Consider the following 18,511-nt stretch of genomic DNA (forward strand, 5'->3'; position numbering starts at 1 on the left):
CATTCACACCGCCCGGCGGCGGAACGCCCGTCGCGGCGGCAGCCGCACGCCTAGCCGTTCGGCCAACCGGTACCCGGTGATCGCCAGCTCCCGAATGTGCTCGGGCCGCAGGCCTGACTGCAAAGCGGTGTCGAGCATGCCCGCCATCCGGTGGCCCGGTTCACAACGCAGCGCGGCCTCCAGCGATACCCCGGCCAGTGGTCCGTCGCCGCGGGCGTAGGCACTGAACGCGAGCAACACCAAGGCCTCAGCACGCCACGGCGAGGGCAGACTGCGCGACAACAACGCCCACAGCGCCTCGGCGTCACCGGCGCTGTGACCGACTGCCAGGGCATACAGCGTGTCTCGTACCTCTACGTCGGCCAGCGCGCACGCCAGGCCGGCAAGCTGGGTGTCGGAGAGCGGCTGACCGTCGCCGACCCGGGCGGCGGCAGCCATCGCGTCCTCGACATCGCGACGGACGCAGGCCGCCGGGCTCACCCGGTGCGCCTCGTCGCGGGTCGCAGCGTGTTCGGCGATCAGAGGGGTCAGCGACGCACTGCGGGCTCGGTCGTGAACCGCGATGACCGCCTGCAGGTCGGCGCGCCGCCCGTAGAGCCGGCGCCCGTCGAACACCGCCGCCACCGCCAGCGGCGACGAGCCCGGATCATCGACGACACCGCCCGCGCCGCACCGGTCCACGCAATGCCAGCGTCCGCCCATGGCCACCCGGTCGACGACGTGCACCGCCCACAGCGCGATGTCGTGCCGGGACAGTTCGCCGGTCAGCGTCAGGCACAGGTCGCGGTATTGCTCGTTACACACCGGGCAGCCTGCGCCGTCGGCGTCGACGATCACCGCGATGGCCGCCTCGGGCCCGGCGGCCGCGGCAACCTCCGCCAGATGCCCGATCTGGTCGGCCAGCTCGTCGGACAGGTCGACTCGCATCACCGACCCGAGTTCGCCGCCGTCGATCGATAACAACACCAACGATTTTTCCGGCACGAAGCCCAGCACTGCCGGGAGCGCGGCGATCACCGCGCCGGGTCGGTTCAGTTCAAAGTCGCGTCGCTGCTTGGTCATGGCGACGACGCTGGCAACTGACACCGTCACCCCGTCGGCGGCAGCCCTGGCGCGACCGGCGTGCTGTGGATGAACCCGCGGCTGGGGATAACACCTGCTCCCGCGACGTTCCAGCTAGCACTCGTCGTCGAATGAACTCGGCGGCGCGTCGCCCGAACCACCTTCCTGCGCACGCGCGAAGAGCTCAGTGATGTGCTCATCGAACGGCGAAGAGTAGGACAGGTTCTGCGCGCAGCCGCCGCCGTGCAGCCCGCCGATCACCCCGGTGACAGTCGAGCCGTTGATCCAGGGCGCGCCGCTGGTGCCGTCGACCAGGCCCGCGCACGGTAGCTCGGGGTACCCGCCGTCGCTGAGTCCGGTGCCGGCCTGACAGCCGATGGGCAGGCCGCCGACGCCGGCGGGATAGGCGACCACCGTAACCCGGCTCCCCCGCGCCGGTGCGGTGCCCAGTGACAGCGCCTGGCCGGCCACGACCTCGACCGATCCGCCGGCCGGGCGGCTCACCCGCACGATCGCATAGTCGGCCAGCGGGTCCCTGTTCGCCAGCCATCGCGGATCCAGATACAGCGCGTCCACCGTCCAAAAATCGTCGGGGGCGGCTTTGCGGGCGAAGCCGGGAACAAACCGTGCCGGGGTCCCGCCGTTCAGGCAGTGTGCGGCGGTCAGCACCAGATTTCCGGTCGGCGAATGCAACACCGAGCCGGTACAGGCGTGCAGATCACCGTCGGAGAGGAAGATCGCTCCCACTCGTGGGTCCGGGTCGACGGGCCCCGCGATCACCCGGTTCGCGGCGGGCTTGTCGGGTTTGCTGGTATCGGGTGCAGATTGGGCTTGATGTCCGCAGCCGGCCAAAACCATGGCCAGGCCCACCGTCGCCGCCAAAATGCGCATCGGTATCGATCATGCCCGATTCGGTGGGCACCGGCGATGACGGGCGCGATGTCGGCCCGCCGAATTCGGCGCTGCGCGAAGCGGGTACCCCGGTTGGAATGCGGCCAGTACTGACCGTGTTTTGCAGCGTATCGGCGCGAAGTACAAGCGGGTCCGGTATCCGTTGCTCGCCGATCTGAGGGACACTATCTGACACGGCGCGGCACAAACCGCACCGTGGCGAGGAGGCAACAGCGATGGGCCACAACGAGCCCCCCGACACACCCGACCGGGGTCAGCGTTACCAGCCCGAGCAGAACGGGATGTACGAACTCGAGTTCCCGGCGCCACAGTTGGCGTCGACTGATGGGCGCGGCCCGGTTCTGGTTCACGCACTGGAAGGCTTTTCGGACGCCGGCCACGCGATCCGGCTGGCCACCGGCCACCTCAAAGACATCCTGGACACCGAGTTGGTGGCCTCGTTTGCGATCGACGAGTTGCTCGACTACCGGTCGCGGCGTCCGCTGATGACGTTCAAGACCGACCACTTCACCAATTACGACGATCCCGAGCTCAGCCTGCATGCCATGCACGACAGTGTCGGGACCCCTTTCCTGTTGCTGGCCGGCATGGAGCCGGACTTGAAATGGGAGCGCTTCATCACCGCCGTGCGGTTGCTGGCGGAGCGTCTCGGTGTCCGGCAAACCATCGGCCTGGGCACCATCCCGATGGCGGTTCCCCACACCCGGCCGGTCACGTTGACCGCCCACTCCAACAACCGCGAGCTGATAGCCGACTTCACGCCGTGGATTTCGGAGGTGCAAGTTCCCGGTAGCGCGTCGAACCTGTTGGAATACCGGATGGCCCAGCACGGACATGAGGTCGTCGGCTTCACCGTTCACGTCCCGCATTACCTGGCGCAGACCGACTACCCTGCCGCCGCGCAGGCACTGTTGGAGCAGCTGGCCAAGACGGGGTCGCTGCAGCTGCCGCTGAATGCGCTGACCGAGGCGGCAGCAGAGGTCAAAGTCAAGGTCGATGAGCAGGTCGAGGCCAGCTCCGAAGTCGCTCAAGTGGTGGCTGCACTGGAGCGACAGTACGATACCTTCATTGCCGCCCAGGAGAATCGGTCACTGCTGACGCGGGATGAAGATCTGCCTAGCGGCGACGAGCTCGGCGCGGAGTTCGAGCGATTCCTCGCGCAGCAGGCAGACAAGAAGTTCGACGACGACGATTCGACCTGATCGCCCTCGCGGGCCCGACAGCGAAGTTGGCGGTATGACCCAGCGGAAGCCCAATCTTCGCCCGGTGCGAGAGGTGACGCCAGAGCTGCACTTTCGGACGGTGCACGGGTATCGGCGCGCGTTCCGCATCGCCGGCTCCGGCCCGGTGATGTTGCTAATCCACGGGATTGGCGACAATTCGACGACTTGGTCGACCGTCCAATCCAAACTCGCACAACGGTTCACTGTCATCGCGGTCGACCTGCTGGGCCACGGGCAATCCGACAAGCCGCGGGCCGATTACTCGATTGCGGCCTACGCCAACGGGATGCGCGATCTGTTGTCTGTTCTTGACGTCGAACGAGCCACCGTGGTCGGTCATTCGCTCGGCGGTGGCGTGGCAATGCAGTTCGCCTACCAGTTCCCGCAACTGGTCGAGCGGCTGGTCTTGGTCGGCGCCGGCGGGGTTACCAAAGACGTGAATGTCCTGTTGCGACTGGCCTCACTGCCGATGGGCAGTGAGGCGCTGGCGCTGCTGCGGCTGCCGTTGGTGCTGCCGACGTTGCAGATCATCGGGCGCGCGGCCGGCCTGGTGCTGGGTTCGACTGCGTTGGGCCACGACCTGCCGGATGTGCTGCGGGTGTTAGCCGACCTGCCGGAGCCGATGGCCTCGGCGGCGTTCACCAGGACGCTGCGGGCGGTGGTGGATTGGCGCGGCCAGAGCGTCACCATGCTGGATCGATGTTATCTAACGAAATCTGTTCCAGTGCAGATCATTTGGGGCACTGACGACGTGGTGGTTCCCGTCAGCCATGCTCGAATGGCGCACGCCGCGATGCCGGGCTCCCAATTGGAGATTTTCGAGCGCTCCGGGCATTTCCCGTTCCACGACGACCCCGACCGGTTCATCGAGGTTGTCGAGCGCTTCATCGACACCACCGAGCCGTCCCAGTACGACCAGACCGCTCTTCGTGAACTGCTCCGCACCGGCGGCGGTGCACAGACCGTCTCCGGGTCGGTCGATACCCGCGCGGCCGTGCTGGAGGCCATGGGCTCCGACGAGCGCAGCGCCACCTGATCGGTGCGCGGGGTTGCGCCGTACAGTCCATTCCATGAGCATCGACGTCACGGTGTTGCGCGTTTTCACGGACGCGGACGGCAACTTCGGCAATCCGCTCGGCGTGGTCGACGCTGCAACTGCGCAGCCGGATCAGCATCAACGTATCGCGGATGAATTAGGTTACAGCGAAACGATTTTCATCGATATACCGGCCGCCGGCGGCACTACTGCGGCTGCGCGCATCTACACCCCGCTGATCGAGTTGCCGTTCGCCGGGCACCCGACAGTCGGGGCGTCATGGTGGTTGCGATCCATCGGTAGACCCATCCATACGCTGCAGGTGCCGGTCGGAGTGGTGCAGGTGAGCTATGACGACGACATCACTACCATCAGCGCTCGCTCGGAATGGGCACCGGAGTTCGCCATTCATGACCTGGAAAGTCTTGACGAGCTCGCCGCCGCCGACGCGACCGACTTTTCCGATGATGTATCGCACTACCTGTGGGCGTGGGCCGACGAGCCATCGGGTGCACTGCGGGCGCGGGTGTTCTGCGAGAACCTGGGCGTGCCGGAGGACGAAGCGACCGGATCGGCCGCCGTGCGGATAACCGACTACCTCAGCCGCGACTTGCACATCACCCAAGGCAAAGGATCGGTGATCGAGACAACCTGGAGCCCGCAGGGTTGGGTTCGGGTTGCCGGTCGCGTGGTCAACGACGGCGTGCGGAACGTGGACTGAGGCGTCCTGCTACCGCGGCCACCGCGTCAGGCGGATCAGCAACTGGCCCTCGAGCCCAGCGGCACGATGGACGCCGATCTCCGTGACTGCCGGGGATGTCACGATCGCGGCAAATGCTGCGGCAGAAGGATATTCGACTAGCACGCAGGAGTCCCAGATGTCGTCGACCTCGCCGATCACCAACGACGCGACATCGCCACCGAACAGCACCCGACCGCCGCTTTCTTCGATGACTTCCTGCATCGCCGCGGCGTACAGGTCGTAGGCTTGGCGACCGGTCAAGTCGCTGGTGCGCCCGTCATGGTAAGCCGCCTTCGGGCGGAACTTGAGCAGGTTGAGCATCACCACCGGACGGCCGGAGGCGTCGGCCATCAATGCTTCGACGCGGGAACCCGTTGGGTAGACATGGTTTACAACATCCACGCTCTTGCCTCCTGATGTTCGGGCGAAGCACCGACCTTCAGCACTTGCGGTGCAGCACCGCGGCGAGATGGTGCTGCATGGGTTGCCCGACAGCGCCCATCTGCAGGGAATAGCAGAGCTCGTCGCCGTCGAGCCGGAAGCGCCGGCCAAGCGAGGCCACCTCTTTTGCGGTCGGGGTCAGACCGATCTGGGTTGCCGCCATCTCGATCTCGATCGTGGCACCGTCGGCCCGGTACGTGCCGACCTCGATTTCGGTGATGCCGCTCGGGTGTGCCAGCACGAGCTCGACCTGACCGGGTCCCGGTACGCGAAGATAGCCCGTCTCGGCGTGCAACGGCGCCCCGTCGGTGGCAGCCGTGGTTTTCTGGCGGTAAGCCAAAAACGGTTTGCCCACATGGGAAAACGCGATTTCCTCCAGGTAGTCGAACGGCTCGATCGTGGGATATTCGCCGGACCCGCGGCCTTGCCAGGTACCGAGCAGGGGCGCCAGGGCTTGCAGGTTGGGATGCAGGTCGGGCGGCATTCGGTCAGCCTAATCGGATGCGTACGACGCCGCGTGCACGTCGGGCGTGCGGACATGCTCCGGACGAAGCCCCCGTCCGACGATGATCGGCGGGATGAACTGCAACGGCCCCCGGCCGACGATCTTCGGAACTCGGATCGGCGACAGGTCACCGGCCAGGTTCGGTTCGATCGCGTTGTTTTGAATGAATACTTGACCGGCCTGGATGATCCTGGTCGGAAGCTCGCGGCGACGTTGCACCTTGGCGAGATCGGCTTCGGTCAGCCGGTTTTCACGCAACGGGCCACAGAGGATGTTGGCCGCGGCCACCGCATCGGCGACAGCGAGATTGATGCCGACCCCACCGACCGGCGACATCGCATGCGCGGCATCGCCGATACACAGCAGGCCGTTGCGCCACCAGGTTTTGAGCCGATCCACCCGCACATCGAGCTGGCTGGTCTCGTCCCACGAGTGCAAGTCATTGACGTGTTCAGCCAATTGCGGTCGCACCGAGACCAGCCGCTCTTTGAACGCCTGCAGCGATCCGTCTCGCAGGTTTTCACCCTTCGGCATGACATAGGCAATTTGCCAGTAGTCGCTGCGGTAGATCATGGCCATCATCAGACCCTTACGGACCACCCCGACGAGTTCTTGCGGGTCGCCGGGACGCCAGTTCAGCCGAAACCACAGGACGTCGATTGGCGAATTCGTGCTGCCGATCTCCAATCCCGCTGCGGCGCGCACCGCGGATTTGCGCCCGTCGGCGCCGATCACAAGCTCGGAGTGCACGTCCAGTTCCGGGGTGCGCACACCGACCACGCGATCTCCGTCGAAGATCAGATCGGTCACCTCGGCGTTACGGACCAAGGTGAATTCCGGATAGGCGCTGGCCTTTTCGACGAGGAAGTCCAGGAAGTCCCATTGCGGCATCAGCGCGATATAGGGCTCTTTGAAACCGAGCCGCGAGAGGGCGCTGAAGTTTCCGAAAGTCCGCAGTGTGCCATCGGTGTCGAAAGCCAGGCGCGTGACTTTGGTGTGCGGTAGACGCAGGAACTCCTCGATGAACCCCAGTTCGTCCATGATCCGCAAAGTGCTCGGATGTACAGTGTCGCCGCGGAAGTCGCGCAGAAAGTCGTTGTGCTTCTCCAACACGACAACCTTGATCCCGGCACGGGCCAGCAGCAGAGCGTGCACCATGCCCGCGGGACCGCCGCCGACAACACACACCTGGGTTTGCAGAACTTGCGTCATGCCCCGACATTACGGCGCCGGTCAACCGGAAGCGGGCACCTCGCGGTGGGCACGCAGGTCCTTGATCTCGCGCTCGAAATCCTCTGCAGACTCGAAAGACCGGTACACCGACGCGAATCGCAGATAGGCGACTTCGTCGAGCTCTCGCAGTGGGCCCAGGATCGCAAGACCGACTTCGTTACTGGGAATCTCCGCCGACCCGCCGGCTCGCACGACGTCCTCGACCTGCTGGGCCAGTAGGTTCAGCGCGTCGTCATCAACCTGACGGTTCTGACAGGCCCGGCGCACACCGCTGATCACCTTCTCGCGGCTGAAGGGCTCCGTCACGCCGCTGCGCTTGACGACAGCCAGCACCGCGGTCTCCACGGTGGTGAATCGGCGGCCACACTCCGGGCACGACCGCCGCCGCCGGATGGCCTGCCCCTCATCAGTCTCGCGGGAGTCAACAACTCGGGAATCGGGATGCCGACAGAACGGACAGTGCATGGCCGCTCCTTCGCCGCGCTGACTTCTGGGTGTCCCAAACCCCCATGAGCCTACCTGCGCGCGCGGCCATGGGCCTAGCGTCGGCTGATGTCGCGCCTGGTAAACGGCTCAGCCGACCGGTGCGATCAGTGTCTGGCCCGCGGTCACCGCCGACGAGTCAAGCTCGTTGAGCTCGCGGATGCGCGCGGCGACCTGGCCGCTCGGCGCGTCCGGTGCCACCCGCGCGGCCAGTCGCTGCAGCGTCTCCCCCGGCTCGACCCGCACCACGGCGAGCCGGTCAGGCATCTGAACTGCCGCCTTGTCGGGGCCGACATGCAGCATGCCGCCGAAGTGGGCTACGAATCCGAGCCATACAGTGATCGCCGCCGCCACCAGAGAAAGCGCGACCGTGGCCGCCGGGGTGATCGGGCGCGGCCGGTGCGGCGCAGTCGACATCAACACTCCGGTGCCCCGGTAACGAGGTTGCGCGGCGACCGGCCTGGATGGCCGAGGCCCCCTGCGCCCGGGCCCGTCAGAACGGTCAGCTGGACGCAGCTGGACCGGCCGAACTCGAACCGGTGTGCGAGGCGAGATCGTCTCGGTGGGCATCATGGGCGTTCCTCCAGTCGGCTTTGTGGTCGATCACTTGTTCGAAGAGTAATCGATAATACGTTCGAAACCCGAACATGTGATCGAACTGTTGCACACGCTGGAGACGATAGAGCCCGACACCGACAAGTTCGGCGGCTGCCCGACGGGCAGGAATGCGACATACCTCGAACACATGTTTGATATCTGGGCCGAATGCCGCTACATTCGGCCATATGAGCGATAGCCACACCCCCCGCGTCGACCCCGACCGCGCTGTGCGACCTGCGGAATTAGGGCTGACGCCGCGCCAGCGCACGATCCTGGACGTCATCCGCGGGTCGGTCACCACCCGCGGATATCCGCCGAGCATTCGGGAAATCGGCGATGCTGTCGGCCTGACGTCGACGTCCTCGGTGGCTCACCAACTGCGCGCACTGGAGAAAAAGGGTTTCCTTCGCCGCGACCCGAATCGCCCACGCGCGGTGGATGTCCGTTCAGCCGACGATGCCTCTCGGCCGCCGGCACTCACCGACGTCGCCGGCTCGGACGCGCTGCCCGAACCCACCTACGTCCCGGTGTTGGGGCGCATTGCCGCGGGTGGGCCGATCCTGGCCGAGGAAGCTGTGGAAGACGTTTTCCCGTTGCCGCGCGAACTTGTGGGAGAAGGCGCGCTGTTCCTGCTCAGGGTGGTCGGTGAATCCATGGTCGATGCCGCGATCTGCGACGGCGACTGGGTGGTGGTCCGTCAGCAGAACGTGGCCGACAACGGCGACATCGTGGCAGCGATGATCGACGGGGAAGCCACCGTCAAGACGTTCAAGCGCACCGGGGGCCAGGTCTGGCTGATGCCGCACAATCCGGCGTTCGATCCCATCCCGGGCAACGACGCTGCGGTGCTCGGCAAGGTCGTCACGGTGATCCGCAAGATCTGACGCCGGTAAGGCCTGGCCCCGGGTTATCCGGCCTTGTGGAATCCGTTGGCCTGTGCGATTTCCTCACTGGCGAACCAGATCTCGGCCATTGTCTCGTCATACAAGGCGTTGTCGGGCAGGTAATAGAGGCCCGAGCTCGCGTGCGCCTTGACCGGGTATCCGTCCGGCACCTGATATGGGTCGTCCATCGGAAGGTGAATTGCCAACTGCCCGGGCGCGATTCGCAGTACTGGCACGGCTGCAGTGACTTGGGCGTCGTCGCCTTCGATGTCGGCGTCGGCGGCGGCATGCCGTCCGCCTCGCCCTTCGGCCGACGACGGAATGCCGGTCGGAGCCGTGTCCACATCATCGGGATCTTCGTCGAAGTGCTCGTCGACGTCGACGTCGGAATCGCCGAATTCGGGTAACTCGTCCGGACTTTCGGCTTCATCCTCGAGCAGCTCGTCCACCAGGCTCTTGCCGGCGGGTGGCATCCATTCGTTGGCGGGCTGGCTGGGCAGGCGGACCGTCCGCGGACGTGGCGGTTGGTAATCGTCGGATAATCTCGACGATGCCAGGTCGCTGTCGGCGTCCGACGACCATTGCGAGACAGACTCGGTGACGGGCTGATAACCGGAGCCGTCCGAATCGTCGGTTTCGACGGCCTTATCGTCCCGTCTAGCAGCGCGGCGTCGACGCCACGGCCGCACCGACAACACCAGCAGACCGATCAGCACGAGCGCCGCGACACCGGCCAGCAACCACCACCAATGCCCGGTCAGCCAACCAACCCCGGCACCGGGCGACGCCGAATTGGCCGGCGCCTTCTGCCCCGGCACCTGCAGGCCGGACAGCGCCGACGCCAAGTTCGCCGGTTGGGTGGTGAAGGTGTTCTTCGTCTTGTTCCAGGCGATCTCGCCACCGGCGAACTTCTGCGTGACAACGTCCTTGTTGACAATCTGGTCGCCCAGCGGCGCGCCGAGTTTGCCGGTCGCCCCGAGGAGTTTGTCCCACGCGGCCTTGATGGCCCCGCGAATCAGGAATGCGCCGTGGTCGGGAGTCCAGAAGATCACCGGCTTGTCGTTGGCGGAAAACCCGCTGACCCGGCTGGCCGTTTTGAGGCCGCCATCGGTCTCGTTGGCGATCGGGAATCCGAGGTCGCCGCCCGGGCCGCCCAGCGACTCGTACTTGGTCAGGATGTCGGTTTCGATGGCGTTGGCACCGGTGGCGGTGCTGAAGAAGATCTTGCCGCCGGCAAAGTTCTGGGCCAGGCCATCGCCACCGATCGGATACTGGTCGCCCTGTTTGGCGCCCAGCGGACCGGAAGCGCCGCCGGCCGCCCGCCAAGCCATGTTGATCGCGGCCGTCGGATCGACCGGCACCTGCAGGTCGGTGAGCTTGCTCGCCAAATCGGGCGGGACGGTGGTGAAGGCCTTGGTCAGCCTGTTCCACGACACTTTGCCGCCGCTGAAGGGCTGGGTCGCGAGTTCACCGTCGTAGGTTTCGTCCCCGATCGGGACACCCAGGGCGCCGCCGGAGCTGCCGAGTTTGTCCCACGCGGCGTTGATCGCCCCGCGCACGACGAACGCACCGTGGTCGGCGGTCCAGTAGATCAGCGGCTTGTCGCTGGCCGAGAAGGTGCTGACCCGGCTGTCGGGGCCCGCCAGCCCGCGTACTTCGTTGGCGGTTGGGAAGCCCAGATCGGAGGCAACCGGGCCGCCAAGGGCTTCGTATTTGTCCAGAACGGCGCCCGCCATCGATCTAGGGCCGGTCGCCGGCGTGAAGAACATCTTGCCGTGCACGAAGTCTTGAGCAAATCCCTGACCAGCGACGTAGCAGTCACCCTGTTTGGCGCCCAAGTCCGAATTGTCGCCGCCGGCATCCTTCCAGGCCGCGGTGATCGCGTTGTCCGCGTCGCCGATCGGAGACGCCGCCGCCACCGGCGTCAGCAGCGCCATACACGTCAATCCCGCTGCCAGTGCCGCCAGACCACGCGCTGCGCGCACCGCGGCGCCCGCTCGTGCTTGCTGCCTCGTCATCCCGCCCTCCCCGCGGCCGCCCAGTGCGAAGCCCGGACCTAGTTTCAATCGCCCGGCGGTGCGCCACAACTCTGCTGCGGGCGACGCCGCGCGGGAAGTCATACGAAGACCCTACGGAATGGATATCCCCTTGACGTCGAATTACTCGGCACAGCGCCGGCGGTGTCGCATTCTGCTCGTTCGGTTTCAGGTTACGACGGCGCGATTCGGCGCGGATGCGGGTGCGGGCTCTGCGGATCGCCGGATTAACCGCGTCGCCAGGCGGTTGCCACAGTGCTCGCGCTACTACGCCGACATGCGGGTGCGAAACTACTTCGCTCCCAACGGGATACCGCCGTCAGACGCCGAGGCTGCGGCCTATGATTTCCTTCATGATCTCCGTCGTGCCGCCGTAGATGGTCTGCACCCGTGCGTCGAGATAGGCACGCGCGACCGGGTATTCGCGCATGTAGCCGTAGCCGCCGTGGAGCTGCAGGCAGCGGTCGATCAGATACACCTGCTTCTCCGTCGAGTACCACTTGGCCATCGCCGCCTGCTCCGCGGTCAGCTTCTCGTCGAGGTGCAGCCGGATGAACTCGTCGACCATCATGCGCACCGCGGTGGCCTCGGTGGCCAACTCGGCGAGCACGAAGCGGCTGTTCTGGAAACTACCGATCGACCTGCCAAAAGCCTTGCGCTCCTTGGTGTATTGCAGGGTCTGCTCCAGAACCGTTTCCATCGCGGTGGCCGCCATGATCGCGATGGAGATCCGCTCCTGCGGCAGGTTCTGCATCAGGTAGATGAAACCCATGCCCTCTTCGCCGAGCAGATTCTCCGCGGGCACTGTGACGTCGGTGAAAGACAGCTCAGCGGTGTCCTGGGCGTCCAGGCCGACCTTGTCCAGGTGCCGACCGCGCTCGAACCCCTCCATGCCGCGCTCAACTGCCAGCAGCGAAAAGCCTTGTGCGCCCTTTTCCGGATCGGTCTGGGCTACCACCAGCACCAGGTCTGAGTTAATGCCGTTGGTGATGAACGTCTTTGACCCGTTGAGCACGTAGTGGTCGCCCTGCTTGACCGCGCGGGTTTTGATGCCCTGCAAGTCGCTGCCGGTTCCCGGCTCGGTCATCGCGATCGCGGTGATCAGTTCGCCGGTGCAGAATTTCGGCAGCCAGCGCTGCTGCTGCTCCTCGTTGCACAACCGCAGCAGGTACGGCGCGACGACGTCGTTGTGCAGTCCGAACCCGATGCCGCTGAAGCGGCCCGCGGTGGTCTCTTCGGTAATGATCGCGTTGTAGCGGAAGTCGGGATTGCCGCCGCCGCCGAGCTCCTCGGGCACCGCCATACCCAGAAAGCCCTGCTTGCCGGCCTCCAACCACACCCCGCGGTCGACGATCTTCGCCTTCTCCCACTCGTCGTGATGGGGCGCGACGTGACGCTCCAGGAACGCCCGGTAGGACTCGCGGAACAAGTCGTGCTCGGGTTCGAACAGCGTGCGTTGGTACTTGACGGCGCTACCCATGAGTCGACCTCCGGCGGTTGGGAACTCTGCCGCCTAAGATATACCAACCGGATGGTTGGTAGGCCCGTGGTGCCGGGTCGGGTCAGCGGCCTACAGTCAGCGAGTGACCGAGACGATCCTGGTGCAAGAACTCGGGCAAGTGCTGGAGTTCTCCTACACCGACATGCTGTGTTACGCCGGGCCGTACTCGCCGGCGGGCGTGGCCGCTGCATTCAAGGCGATGCAGCGGGCGTTTGCCGCGCTGTCCCCCAACCAGCCGCCGCAGCGGCGGTCGGTCGTCATCCGGACAGCCTTTCAGGGTCCCGGGGCCCGCGACGGCTTCGAGGCCGTCACCCGTGCGGTCACCGACGGCCGGTACGTCATCGAGCCGGCCCTGGCGCGACCCGATCGCGGGCGGCTGCTGCAAGGCTTCGTCTTTCACGTCTCGGTCAACGGCCGCACGGCGACACTGTTGATGCGCCCCGGCTTTGTCACTGCCGAATTTTTCGACCTGGCCGGCAAGGCCGAGCGCGCTCACGCCGAGGAGGCTCACCTCGACGAACTGAAGGCGCAACTGGCGCAGGCGATGTTGGCGGCGCCCGCGGAGGATGTATACGAATTGGTGAAGTAGTCGGGCCATGTGGACGGAGTGGCCAGCTAAGTTAGCGCTGAGTATTGCTTATTGCCGTTAAGTTGATTTGAAAAGCGATCTTGATTTGCTTGAAAAGCCTTCCACCAGCATCGATTAGCTATTGAAAAAAGATCCAACACTTTGTCGACCGTTTCCTTTACCCACGCAAACGATAAGGGGTACCTTAACTTCACCTGAGAGGTCTCAGGTGTCCTAAGGGGATGGACGGGGCCGTGGCCCAGTCGGCGTAGCAGCGGATTCGCGCCGGTAGCCCGCATCGGTTCTGGGGAAGGAAAATCATGAAGGTTGCAACCAAACGCATGCTCATCGCCGCAGCCGCGCTGACGGCAGCAGGACTCTACGGGTCGCTGCCCTACCACGGGCCGTCGCAGGCCCAGGGCGTGCCGACGGTGCATCACGATGTCGCGCTGGTGGACGTGACATCGTCCGTCCTCGATGCGGAAACAGGCTTCGACACCATGCTTTACAACGATGTACTGGGGCCAACTGGGTCAGAAGAGATGCTTCTTACCTCGTTCTAAAATCTATATGGCGATCAACTTGCCGCCTACCTCCTCGACACCAATACTGCGAGCCCCGATTTCAGCGGCGTCTTCAACGGCGCAGAAAGCAGGCTTTTCGAGGGTGCGTTCTTGGACGTGCTCTCCGGCGAAGACTCGCTCAACCAACTGTTGGGCATCACCGCGGCCGACTCACAGACCGCAATTCTCGACGTATTCACTAGTACCGGAGGGCCGCCGATTCCCGCTGACGCCGGCGTCACGCTCTCCGACCTCATGGGCGCCGTGGGTTCGCCGGCGTTCGACGCGGACCTGATGACAATCGCGAACGCTGACTACGCCGCCGGAATGGCAGACCTGCAGGGCTACCTGGCCGACCTGATTAGTGGCGCGAGCGCCCTTGGCGATGGCGCGGGTGGCTTGAGCGACGTACTGAGCGGTCTGCTCGGCGATCTGACCGGCGGCCTGGACCTGAGCGGGCTGCTCAGTGATCTGACCGGCGGCCTGGATCTGGGCAGCATCCTCGGCGGTCTGCTGTAACAAGAACGTAGAAGGCGTCGGAGCTGGAGGCTCCGGCGTTTTCTGCTATCTGCAGCCGATTCAGATTGCGGAGAATGGGCGCAGGCTCGCGGCCAACGCCACCGGCACCCGCGCCTTGATCCGGGTGCCGTCGCTGATGTGCTCGGTTTCCTGAACTCGGCCGTCGGCATGTACACGCGACACCAAATCACCGCGGTCATAAGGGATCACAACGTCGACGGCGGTATCGGTGGGCGCCGCCAGCTCGGCCATCCGCCGGCGCAGCGCGTCGACGCCGTCGCCGGTGCGGGCCGAGACGAACATCGCGCCCGGCAGTGCACGTCGCAGCTTGGCCAGCCCCAAATCGCTTGCGGCATCAGTTTTGTTGACCACGATCAGCTCCGGTGCCGGACCACTGTGATAGTCGGCGACGACCTCGGAGATCACCTGGCGCACGGCGCTGATCTGGGCCAGCGGGTTGACGTCGGAACCGTCGACAACGTGCACCAGCAGATCGGCGCCGACGACCTCCTCCAGCGTCGAACGGAACGCCTCCACCAGCTGGGTCGGCAGATGTCGCACGAAACCGACGGTGTCGCTGACGGTGAACGCCCGCCCGTCGTCGAATTCCCCACGGCGAGTGGTGGGGTCCAGGGTGGCGAACAAGGCGTCCTGCACCAGCACCCCGGCGCCGGTCAGCGCATTCAGCAGGCTCGACTTGCCGGCGTTGGTGTATCCGACGATCGCGATCGACGGCATGTCGCTGCGTGCCCGGCGGCTGCGCTGGGTGTCGCGAACCTGCTTCATCGCCTTGATGTCGCGGCGCAGCTTAGACATTCGCTCGCGGATGCGGCGACGATCGGTTTCGATCTTCGTCTCACCGGGGCCGCGCAGACCCACCCCGCCGCCGCTGCCGCCGGCACGACCGCCGGCCTGCCGCGACATCGATTCACCCCAACCACGCAGCCGCGGCAGCATGTACTCCATCTGCGCCAGCGACACCTGCGCCTTGCCTTCCCGGCTGGTCGCGTGCTGAGCGAAGATATCCAGGATCAGCGCGGTGCGGTCAATCACCTTGACCTTCACGGCCTTCTCCAGCGCGGTCAGCTGCGCCGGGGATAGCTCGCCGTCGCAGATCACGGTGTCGGCACCGGTGGCCAGCACCACCTCCCGCAGTTCGGCCGCCTTGCCCGAACCGATGTAGGTCGCGGGATCAGGCTTGCTGCGGCGCTGGACCATCCCTTCGAGCACCTCCGAGCCGGCGGTCTCGGCCAGCGCGGCCAGCTCGGCCAGGCTGGCATCGGCGTCGGCGGCCGTGCCGTCGGTCCACACGCCGACCAGCACCACCCGCTCCAGGCGCAGCTGGCGGTACTCGACCTCGGAGATGTCGGCGAGTTCGGTGGACAACCCGGCGACGCGACGCAGTGCAGCGCGGTCGTCGAGGGCTAGTTCACCCGTGCTGGGGATGTCGGGATACGTCATGTCAATTCTCGATGGTGCACGGAAAAGCCGTGTCGTGCATCTGATTTTCGCGCCACCATTGCTCGCTCAGTTCTCCTCGGGCCACCAAAACCGACGATCCGCGCAGGTAACTGGTGGCCTCGCTAATGGTGACGACGACATCGCCGCCGGGTACCCGCACGGTGAGGCTTCCGCTGCTCGCACCCGCGTGCGACAGCGCGGCGACGGCTGCGGCGACGGTTCCTGTTCCGCAGGAGCGGGTTTCGCCCACTCCCCGCTCGTGCACCCGCATGCTCACTGCGCCGTCGGCCGGCGCGGTGAGGACTTCGACGTTGACCCCGTTCGGGAACTGCTCGTGGTCGAAACTCACCGGCGCCGCGACGTCCAGCTCCGCCAACGCGTCGACGGTGAGCGCGGGATCGACGCAGGCCAGGTGCGGGTTGCCGACGTCGACCGCCAACCCGCTGAAGGTGCGGCCGCCGACGACGGCCTGCCCCGGCCCCAGCAGGTTGGCCTTGCCCATGTCGACGCTGACGCCGGCAGTGGTCGCATCGACGTCGTGCAAGACGACCGGTCGTGGCCCGGCCAGCGACCCGACGACGAACTCGTCGCGGGCTTCCAGGCCACTGGCCCGCAGGTAGTGCGCGAATACCCGGGCGCCGTTGCCGCACATCTGCGCGATCGACCCGTCGGCGTTGCGGTAGTCCATGTACCAGTCGTCGGCGTGCACGCCGTCCGGCACCCGATCGAGAACACCCGCGGCCAGCGCCGCGCCGGCCGTGGTGACCCGAAGCACCCCGTCGGCGCCAAGACCGCGGCGCCGATCGCACAAGGCGGTCACCACCGCGGGCGTCAGCGTCAGCGCGGCGTCCAGGTCGGGCAGCAACACGAAGTCATTCTGCGTACCGTGCCCCTTGGCAAATATCACCTGCTCAGGATACGTGGCGTCAGGCCCGAAGGGTGTTGCCGACGATGCGCGGCGGCACCGAAGTCCGTTGCCTCACGTGCGTCCCGTGCACAAAATTCGTTTTCTGATTGGCGGTCATATTAGACGTGTGCGGACTAACGTGATCGGATCTGATGCGGTCACGCCCGAAGGGGCCCCAAGAGACGGGCTGATGCGATGGCTGGTCAGCACCGCAAGCGGAATCGGCGAACCCGCAATGCAAAGGCCCGCCGCCGCCGCACGGTCGGTCTCGGTACCAGCGCCGGCGCGTTTCTGACGTTTGGGCTGACCCCGCTGGGCACCGCGCCGACCGCCAACGCCGACTTATTCGGTATCGACGATTTGATCATCAATTTTTTCGAGCCCGGCTTGCTCGCGGGTGCCGTCGACCCCAGCCCGGGTTTCGATTTGAGCACTCTGATCGCCGATCTTGGCTCGGGTGCCATTTGGTCGGACTTGGGTGGCACTGCTCTCGCTTTGCCAGATGTCGCTACGGCAGCCGATCCGAGCTCCGTCGCTGAGGCCTTCCAGCAGGACTTCTACCTGCCACTTCATGCGGCCCTTGAAAACTGGATCAACAGTCCACTCGGGCAGCACATCGACAACGCGATCAACCCGGCGTTCGTGACGGGCAACTTTTGTGGGCTGATCTGCGACGGCGCCCAAGGCACAGCAACAGACCCCGACGGCGGTAATGGCGGGCTCTTCTTCGGCGACGGCGGTATGGGCTGGAGCAGCACCGAGGCCGGCGTGGCCGGTGGTAACGGCGGGGAGGCCGGGGGAATCGGTAACGGCGGTGAAGGCGGTGACGGCGGCCTCGGCGCCGACGGCGGCAACGGCGGCGACGGCGGCGAGATGTGGGGCAACGGCGCCCTTGGCGGTGACGGCGGCGCGGGCGGCCTCGATGTCACCGCCGGCGACGGCGGTGATGGCGGCAGCACCGGCCAAGTGCAAGACCTCTTTGGTATAGGTGCGCTCGGCGACGGCGGCAACGGCGGGGCCGGCGGAGTCGGCTACACCGGCGCCGACGGCTCGGCCGCCACCGCTCCGGACGGAACCGGCGGCGACGCCGGTAACGGCGGACTCGGCGGTAACGGCGGGGCCGGCGGCGCGGGCTCGCTATGGATCGGTGAGGGCGGTGAGGGTGGCACCGGTGGCGCCGGCGGCGCCGGCGGGGTCGGCGGCGACGGCGCACCCGGGGCTGTCCCCGGCGGCGACGGCGGCGACGGCGGGGCCGGCGGGCTCGGCGGGGACGGTGGCACTGGCGGTAACGGCGGAGTCGGTGCCAGCGGCCAGGCGGCCGATGGCGCCCAGGGCGCCGGCGGGGCCGGCGGTCAGGGCGGTGACGGCGGTGAGGGCGCCACCGGCACCAACGGCGGCGACGGCACCGCCAGCCATCCGGTCGGTTATGCCGGCGGGGTCGGCGGGCACGGCGGGGCGGGCGGGGCCGGCGGGGCCGGCGGCAACGGCGCCAGCACCGGCGCCCAAGGCGCCCAGGGTGATGGCGGCACCGGCGGCCAAGGCGGCATCGGCGGCAAAGGCTACATCGGCGCCAATGGCGCCACCGGTAACACCGGCTACACCGGCGGGGCCGGCGGCGACGGCGGCCAAGGCGGAGCCGGCACCATCGCCGGGGCCCAGGGCGCCGGCGGGGCCGGCGGTCAGGGCGGTGACGGCGGTGAGGGCGCCACCGGCACCCACGGCGGCGACGGCACCGCCAGCCATCCGGTCGGTTATGCCGGCGGGGTCGGCGGGCACGGCGGGGCGGGCGGGGCCGGCGGGGCCGGCGGCAACGGCGCCAGCACCGGCGCCCAAGG

The 18,511-nt window shown here is 66.5% G+C and carries 19 protein-coding genes; 8 read left to right on the plus strand and 11 right to left on the minus strand.

All coding sequences use genetic code 11. The features are described 5' to 3' along the window. Positions 1 to 3: 3 nt before the first annotated feature. Positions 4 to 1,062: a DUF4192 domain-containing protein gene (locus VGG53_RS11770; RefSeq protein WP_331518232.1), complete on the minus strand. Its 1,059-nt coding sequence runs from the start codon at positions 1,060 to 1,062 to the stop codon at positions 4 to 6. 114 nt (positions 1,063 to 1,176) lie between these two features. Next, on the minus strand, positions 1,177 to 1,953 hold the full coding sequence (locus tag VGG53_RS11775) for a trypsin-like serine peptidase (RefSeq protein ID WP_331518233.1): 777 nt from the start codon (positions 1,951 to 1,953) through the stop codon (positions 1,177 to 1,179). Positions 1,954 to 2,189: 236 nt separating this feature from the next. On the opposite strand from VGG53_RS11775, the gene VGG53_RS11780 reads away from it, so the two are divergent. The 3 genes from VGG53_RS11780 to VGG53_RS11790 are packed head-to-tail and all read left to right on the plus strand — an operon-like array spanning position 2,190 to position 4,954. Continuing rightward, positions 2,190 to 3,176, plus strand: coding sequence for a PAC2 family protein (locus VGG53_RS11780; protein ID WP_331518234.1), 987 nt, complete (start codon positions 2,190 to 2,192; stop codon positions 3,174 to 3,176). Positions 3,177 to 3,210: 34 nt separating this feature from the next. Next, positions 3,211 to 4,233: an alpha/beta hydrolase gene (locus tag VGG53_RS11785; RefSeq protein ID WP_331518235.1), complete on the plus strand. Its 1,023-nt coding sequence runs from the start codon at positions 3,211 to 3,213 to the stop codon at positions 4,231 to 4,233. A 34-nt stretch (positions 4,234 to 4,267) separates the two neighbouring features. After that, the gene (locus VGG53_RS11790; protein ID WP_331518236.1) at positions 4,268 to 4,954 is read left to right on the plus strand and encodes a PhzF family phenazine biosynthesis protein; all 687 of its coding nucleotides are present in this window, start codon (positions 4,268 to 4,270) and stop codon (positions 4,952 to 4,954) included. Positions 4,955 to 4,963: 9 nt separating this feature from the next. Here VGG53_RS11790 and VGG53_RS11795 read toward each other — a convergent pair whose 3' ends face one another. From VGG53_RS11795 to VGG53_RS11815, 5 genes are all read right to left on the minus strand, one after another. Continuing rightward, a complete protein-coding gene (locus tag VGG53_RS11795) occupies positions 4,964 to 5,377 on the minus strand; it encodes a DUF1330 domain-containing protein (RefSeq protein ID WP_331518237.1) in 414 nt (137 codons plus the stop codon). Between the two features lie 37 nt (positions 5,378 to 5,414). Then, positions 5,415 to 5,900 (minus strand): peroxynitrite isomerase, encoded by a 486-nt coding sequence (locus VGG53_RS11800; RefSeq protein WP_331518238.1) that lies wholly within the window; start codon positions 5,898 to 5,900, stop codon positions 5,415 to 5,417. Between the two features lie 9 nt (positions 5,901 to 5,909). Continuing rightward, positions 5,910 to 7,133, minus strand: coding sequence for an FAD-dependent oxidoreductase (locus VGG53_RS11805; RefSeq protein WP_331518239.1), 1,224 nt, complete (start codon positions 7,131 to 7,133; stop codon positions 5,910 to 5,912). Between the two features lie 21 nt (positions 7,134 to 7,154). Continuing rightward, positions 7,155 to 7,619, minus strand: a complete 465-nt coding sequence (gene nrdR, locus VGG53_RS11810; RefSeq protein ID WP_331518240.1) for a transcriptional regulator NrdR — start codon at positions 7,617 to 7,619, stop codon at positions 7,155 to 7,157. A 108-nt stretch (positions 7,620 to 7,727) separates the two neighbouring features. Next, on the minus strand, positions 7,728 to 8,210 hold the full coding sequence (locus tag VGG53_RS11815; RefSeq protein ID WP_331518241.1) for a LysM peptidoglycan-binding domain-containing protein: 483 nt from the start codon (positions 8,208 to 8,210) through the stop codon (positions 7,728 to 7,730). A gap of 212 nt (positions 8,211 to 8,422) precedes the next feature. On the opposite strand from VGG53_RS11815, the gene lexA reads away from it, so the two are divergent. Further along, the gene (gene lexA / locus VGG53_RS11820) at positions 8,423 to 9,121 is read left to right on the plus strand and encodes a transcriptional repressor LexA (RefSeq protein WP_331518242.1); all 699 of its coding nucleotides are present in this window, start codon (positions 8,423 to 8,425) and stop codon (positions 9,119 to 9,121) included. 23 nt (positions 9,122 to 9,144) lie between these two features. Here lexA and VGG53_RS11825 read toward each other — a convergent pair whose 3' ends face one another. Together VGG53_RS11825 and VGG53_RS11830 are read right to left on the minus strand one after the other, a co-directional pair. Next, a complete protein-coding gene (locus VGG53_RS11825; RefSeq protein ID WP_414688951.1) occupies positions 9,145 to 11,139 on the minus strand; it encodes an LGFP repeat-containing protein in 1,995 nt (664 codons plus the stop codon). A 337-nt stretch (positions 11,140 to 11,476) separates the two neighbouring features. After that, positions 11,477 to 12,637, minus strand: a complete 1,161-nt coding sequence (locus VGG53_RS11830; protein WP_331518243.1) for an acyl-CoA dehydrogenase family protein — start codon at positions 12,635 to 12,637, stop codon at positions 11,477 to 11,479. A 103-nt stretch (positions 12,638 to 12,740) separates the two neighbouring features. Here VGG53_RS11830 and VGG53_RS11835 point away from each other — a divergent pair, with 103 nt between their 5' ends. The 3 genes from VGG53_RS11835 (at position 12,741) to VGG53_RS11845 (ending at position 14,308) form a co-directional block, all read left to right on the plus strand. Next, positions 12,741 to 13,247 carry a hypothetical protein gene (locus tag VGG53_RS11835; RefSeq protein WP_331518244.1) on the plus strand — a complete coding sequence of 169 codons (507 nt, stop codon included), beginning with the start codon at positions 12,741 to 12,743 and terminating at the stop codon, positions 13,245 to 13,247. A gap of 299 nt (positions 13,248 to 13,546) precedes the next feature. Next, a complete protein-coding gene (locus VGG53_RS11840) occupies positions 13,547 to 13,789 on the plus strand; it encodes a hypothetical protein (RefSeq protein WP_331518245.1) in 243 nt (80 codons plus the stop codon). 111 nt (positions 13,790 to 13,900) lie between these two features. Then, complete coding sequence (locus tag VGG53_RS11845; protein ID WP_331518246.1) at positions 13,901 to 14,308, plus strand: hypothetical protein; 408 nt, start codon at positions 13,901 to 13,903, stop codon at positions 14,306 to 14,308. A gap of 60 nt (positions 14,309 to 14,368) precedes the next feature. Here the strand turns inward: VGG53_RS11845 and hflX are convergent, their stop codons facing one another. Then, the gene (gene hflX / locus VGG53_RS11850) at positions 14,369 to 15,769 is read right to left on the minus strand and encodes a GTPase HflX (RefSeq protein WP_331518247.1); all 1,401 of its coding nucleotides are present in this window, start codon (positions 15,767 to 15,769) and stop codon (positions 14,369 to 14,371) included. A 1-nt stretch (position 15,770) separates the two neighbouring features. Continuing rightward, positions 15,771 to 16,676: a diaminopimelate epimerase gene (gene dapF / locus VGG53_RS11855; RefSeq protein ID WP_331518248.1), complete on the minus strand. Its 906-nt coding sequence runs from the start codon at positions 16,674 to 16,676 to the stop codon at positions 15,771 to 15,773. A 195-nt stretch (positions 16,677 to 16,871) separates the two neighbouring features. Between dapF and VGG53_RS11860 the strand changes: the two genes are divergently transcribed. Next, positions 16,872 to 18,511, plus strand: a 1,640-nt coding sequence (locus tag VGG53_RS11860) for a PGRS repeat-containing protein (protein ID WP_333783785.1), incomplete at its 3' end; no start/stop codon positions are given.

The organism is Mycobacterium sp., assembly GCF_036490025.1.
GTDB lineage: Bacteria > Actinomycetota > Actinomycetes > Mycobacteriales > Mycobacteriaceae > Mycobacterium.

Excerpts from the sequence above, each read along its gene's own strand:
- VGG53_RS11770 (WP_331518232.1), bottom strand. The coding sequence starts at position 1,062 with ATGACCAAGCAGCGACGCGACTTTGAACTGAACCGACCCGGCGCGGTG.
- VGG53_RS11775 (WP_331518233.1), bottom strand. The coding sequence starts at position 1,953 with ATGCGCATTTTGGCGGCGACGGTGGGCCTGGCCATGGTTTTGGCCGGC.
- VGG53_RS11780 (WP_331518234.1), top strand. The coding sequence starts at position 2,190 with ATGGGCCACAACGAGCCCCCCGACACACCCGACCGGGGTCAGCGTTAC.
- VGG53_RS11785 (WP_331518235.1), top strand. The coding sequence starts at position 3,211 with ATGACCCAGCGGAAGCCCAATCTTCGCCCGGTGCGAGAGGTGACGCCA.
- VGG53_RS11790 (WP_331518236.1), top strand. The coding sequence starts at position 4,268 with ATGAGCATCGACGTCACGGTGTTGCGCGTTTTCACGGACGCGGACGGC.
- VGG53_RS11800 (WP_331518238.1), bottom strand. The coding sequence starts at position 5,900 with ATGCCGCCCGACCTGCATCCCAACCTGCAAGCCCTGGCGCCCCTGCTC.
- VGG53_RS11805 (WP_331518239.1), bottom strand. The coding sequence starts at position 7,133 with ATGACGCAAGTTCTGCAAACCCAGGTGTGTGTTGTCGGCGGCGGTCCC.
- nrdR (WP_331518240.1), bottom strand. The coding sequence starts at position 7,619 with ATGCACTGTCCGTTCTGTCGGCATCCCGATTCCCGAGTTGTTGACTCC.
- VGG53_RS11815 (WP_331518241.1), bottom strand. The coding sequence starts at position 8,210 with ATGATGCCCACCGAGACGATCTCGCCTCGCACACCGGTTCGAGTTCGG.
- lexA (WP_331518242.1), top strand. The coding sequence starts at position 8,423 with ATGAGCGATAGCCACACCCCCCGCGTCGACCCCGACCGCGCTGTGCGA.
- VGG53_RS11825 (WP_414688951.1), bottom strand. The coding sequence starts at position 11,139 with ATGACGAGGCAGCAAGCACGAGCGGGCGCCGCGGTGCGCGCAGCGCGT.
- VGG53_RS11830 (WP_331518243.1), bottom strand. The coding sequence starts at position 12,637 with ATGGGTAGCGCCGTCAAGTACCAACGCACGCTGTTCGAACCCGAGCAC.
- VGG53_RS11840 (WP_331518245.1), top strand. The coding sequence starts at position 13,547 with ATGAAGGTTGCAACCAAACGCATGCTCATCGCCGCAGCCGCGCTGACG.
- hflX (WP_331518247.1), bottom strand. The coding sequence starts at position 15,769 with ATGACGTATCCCGACATCCCCAGCACGGGTGAACTAGCCCTCGACGAC.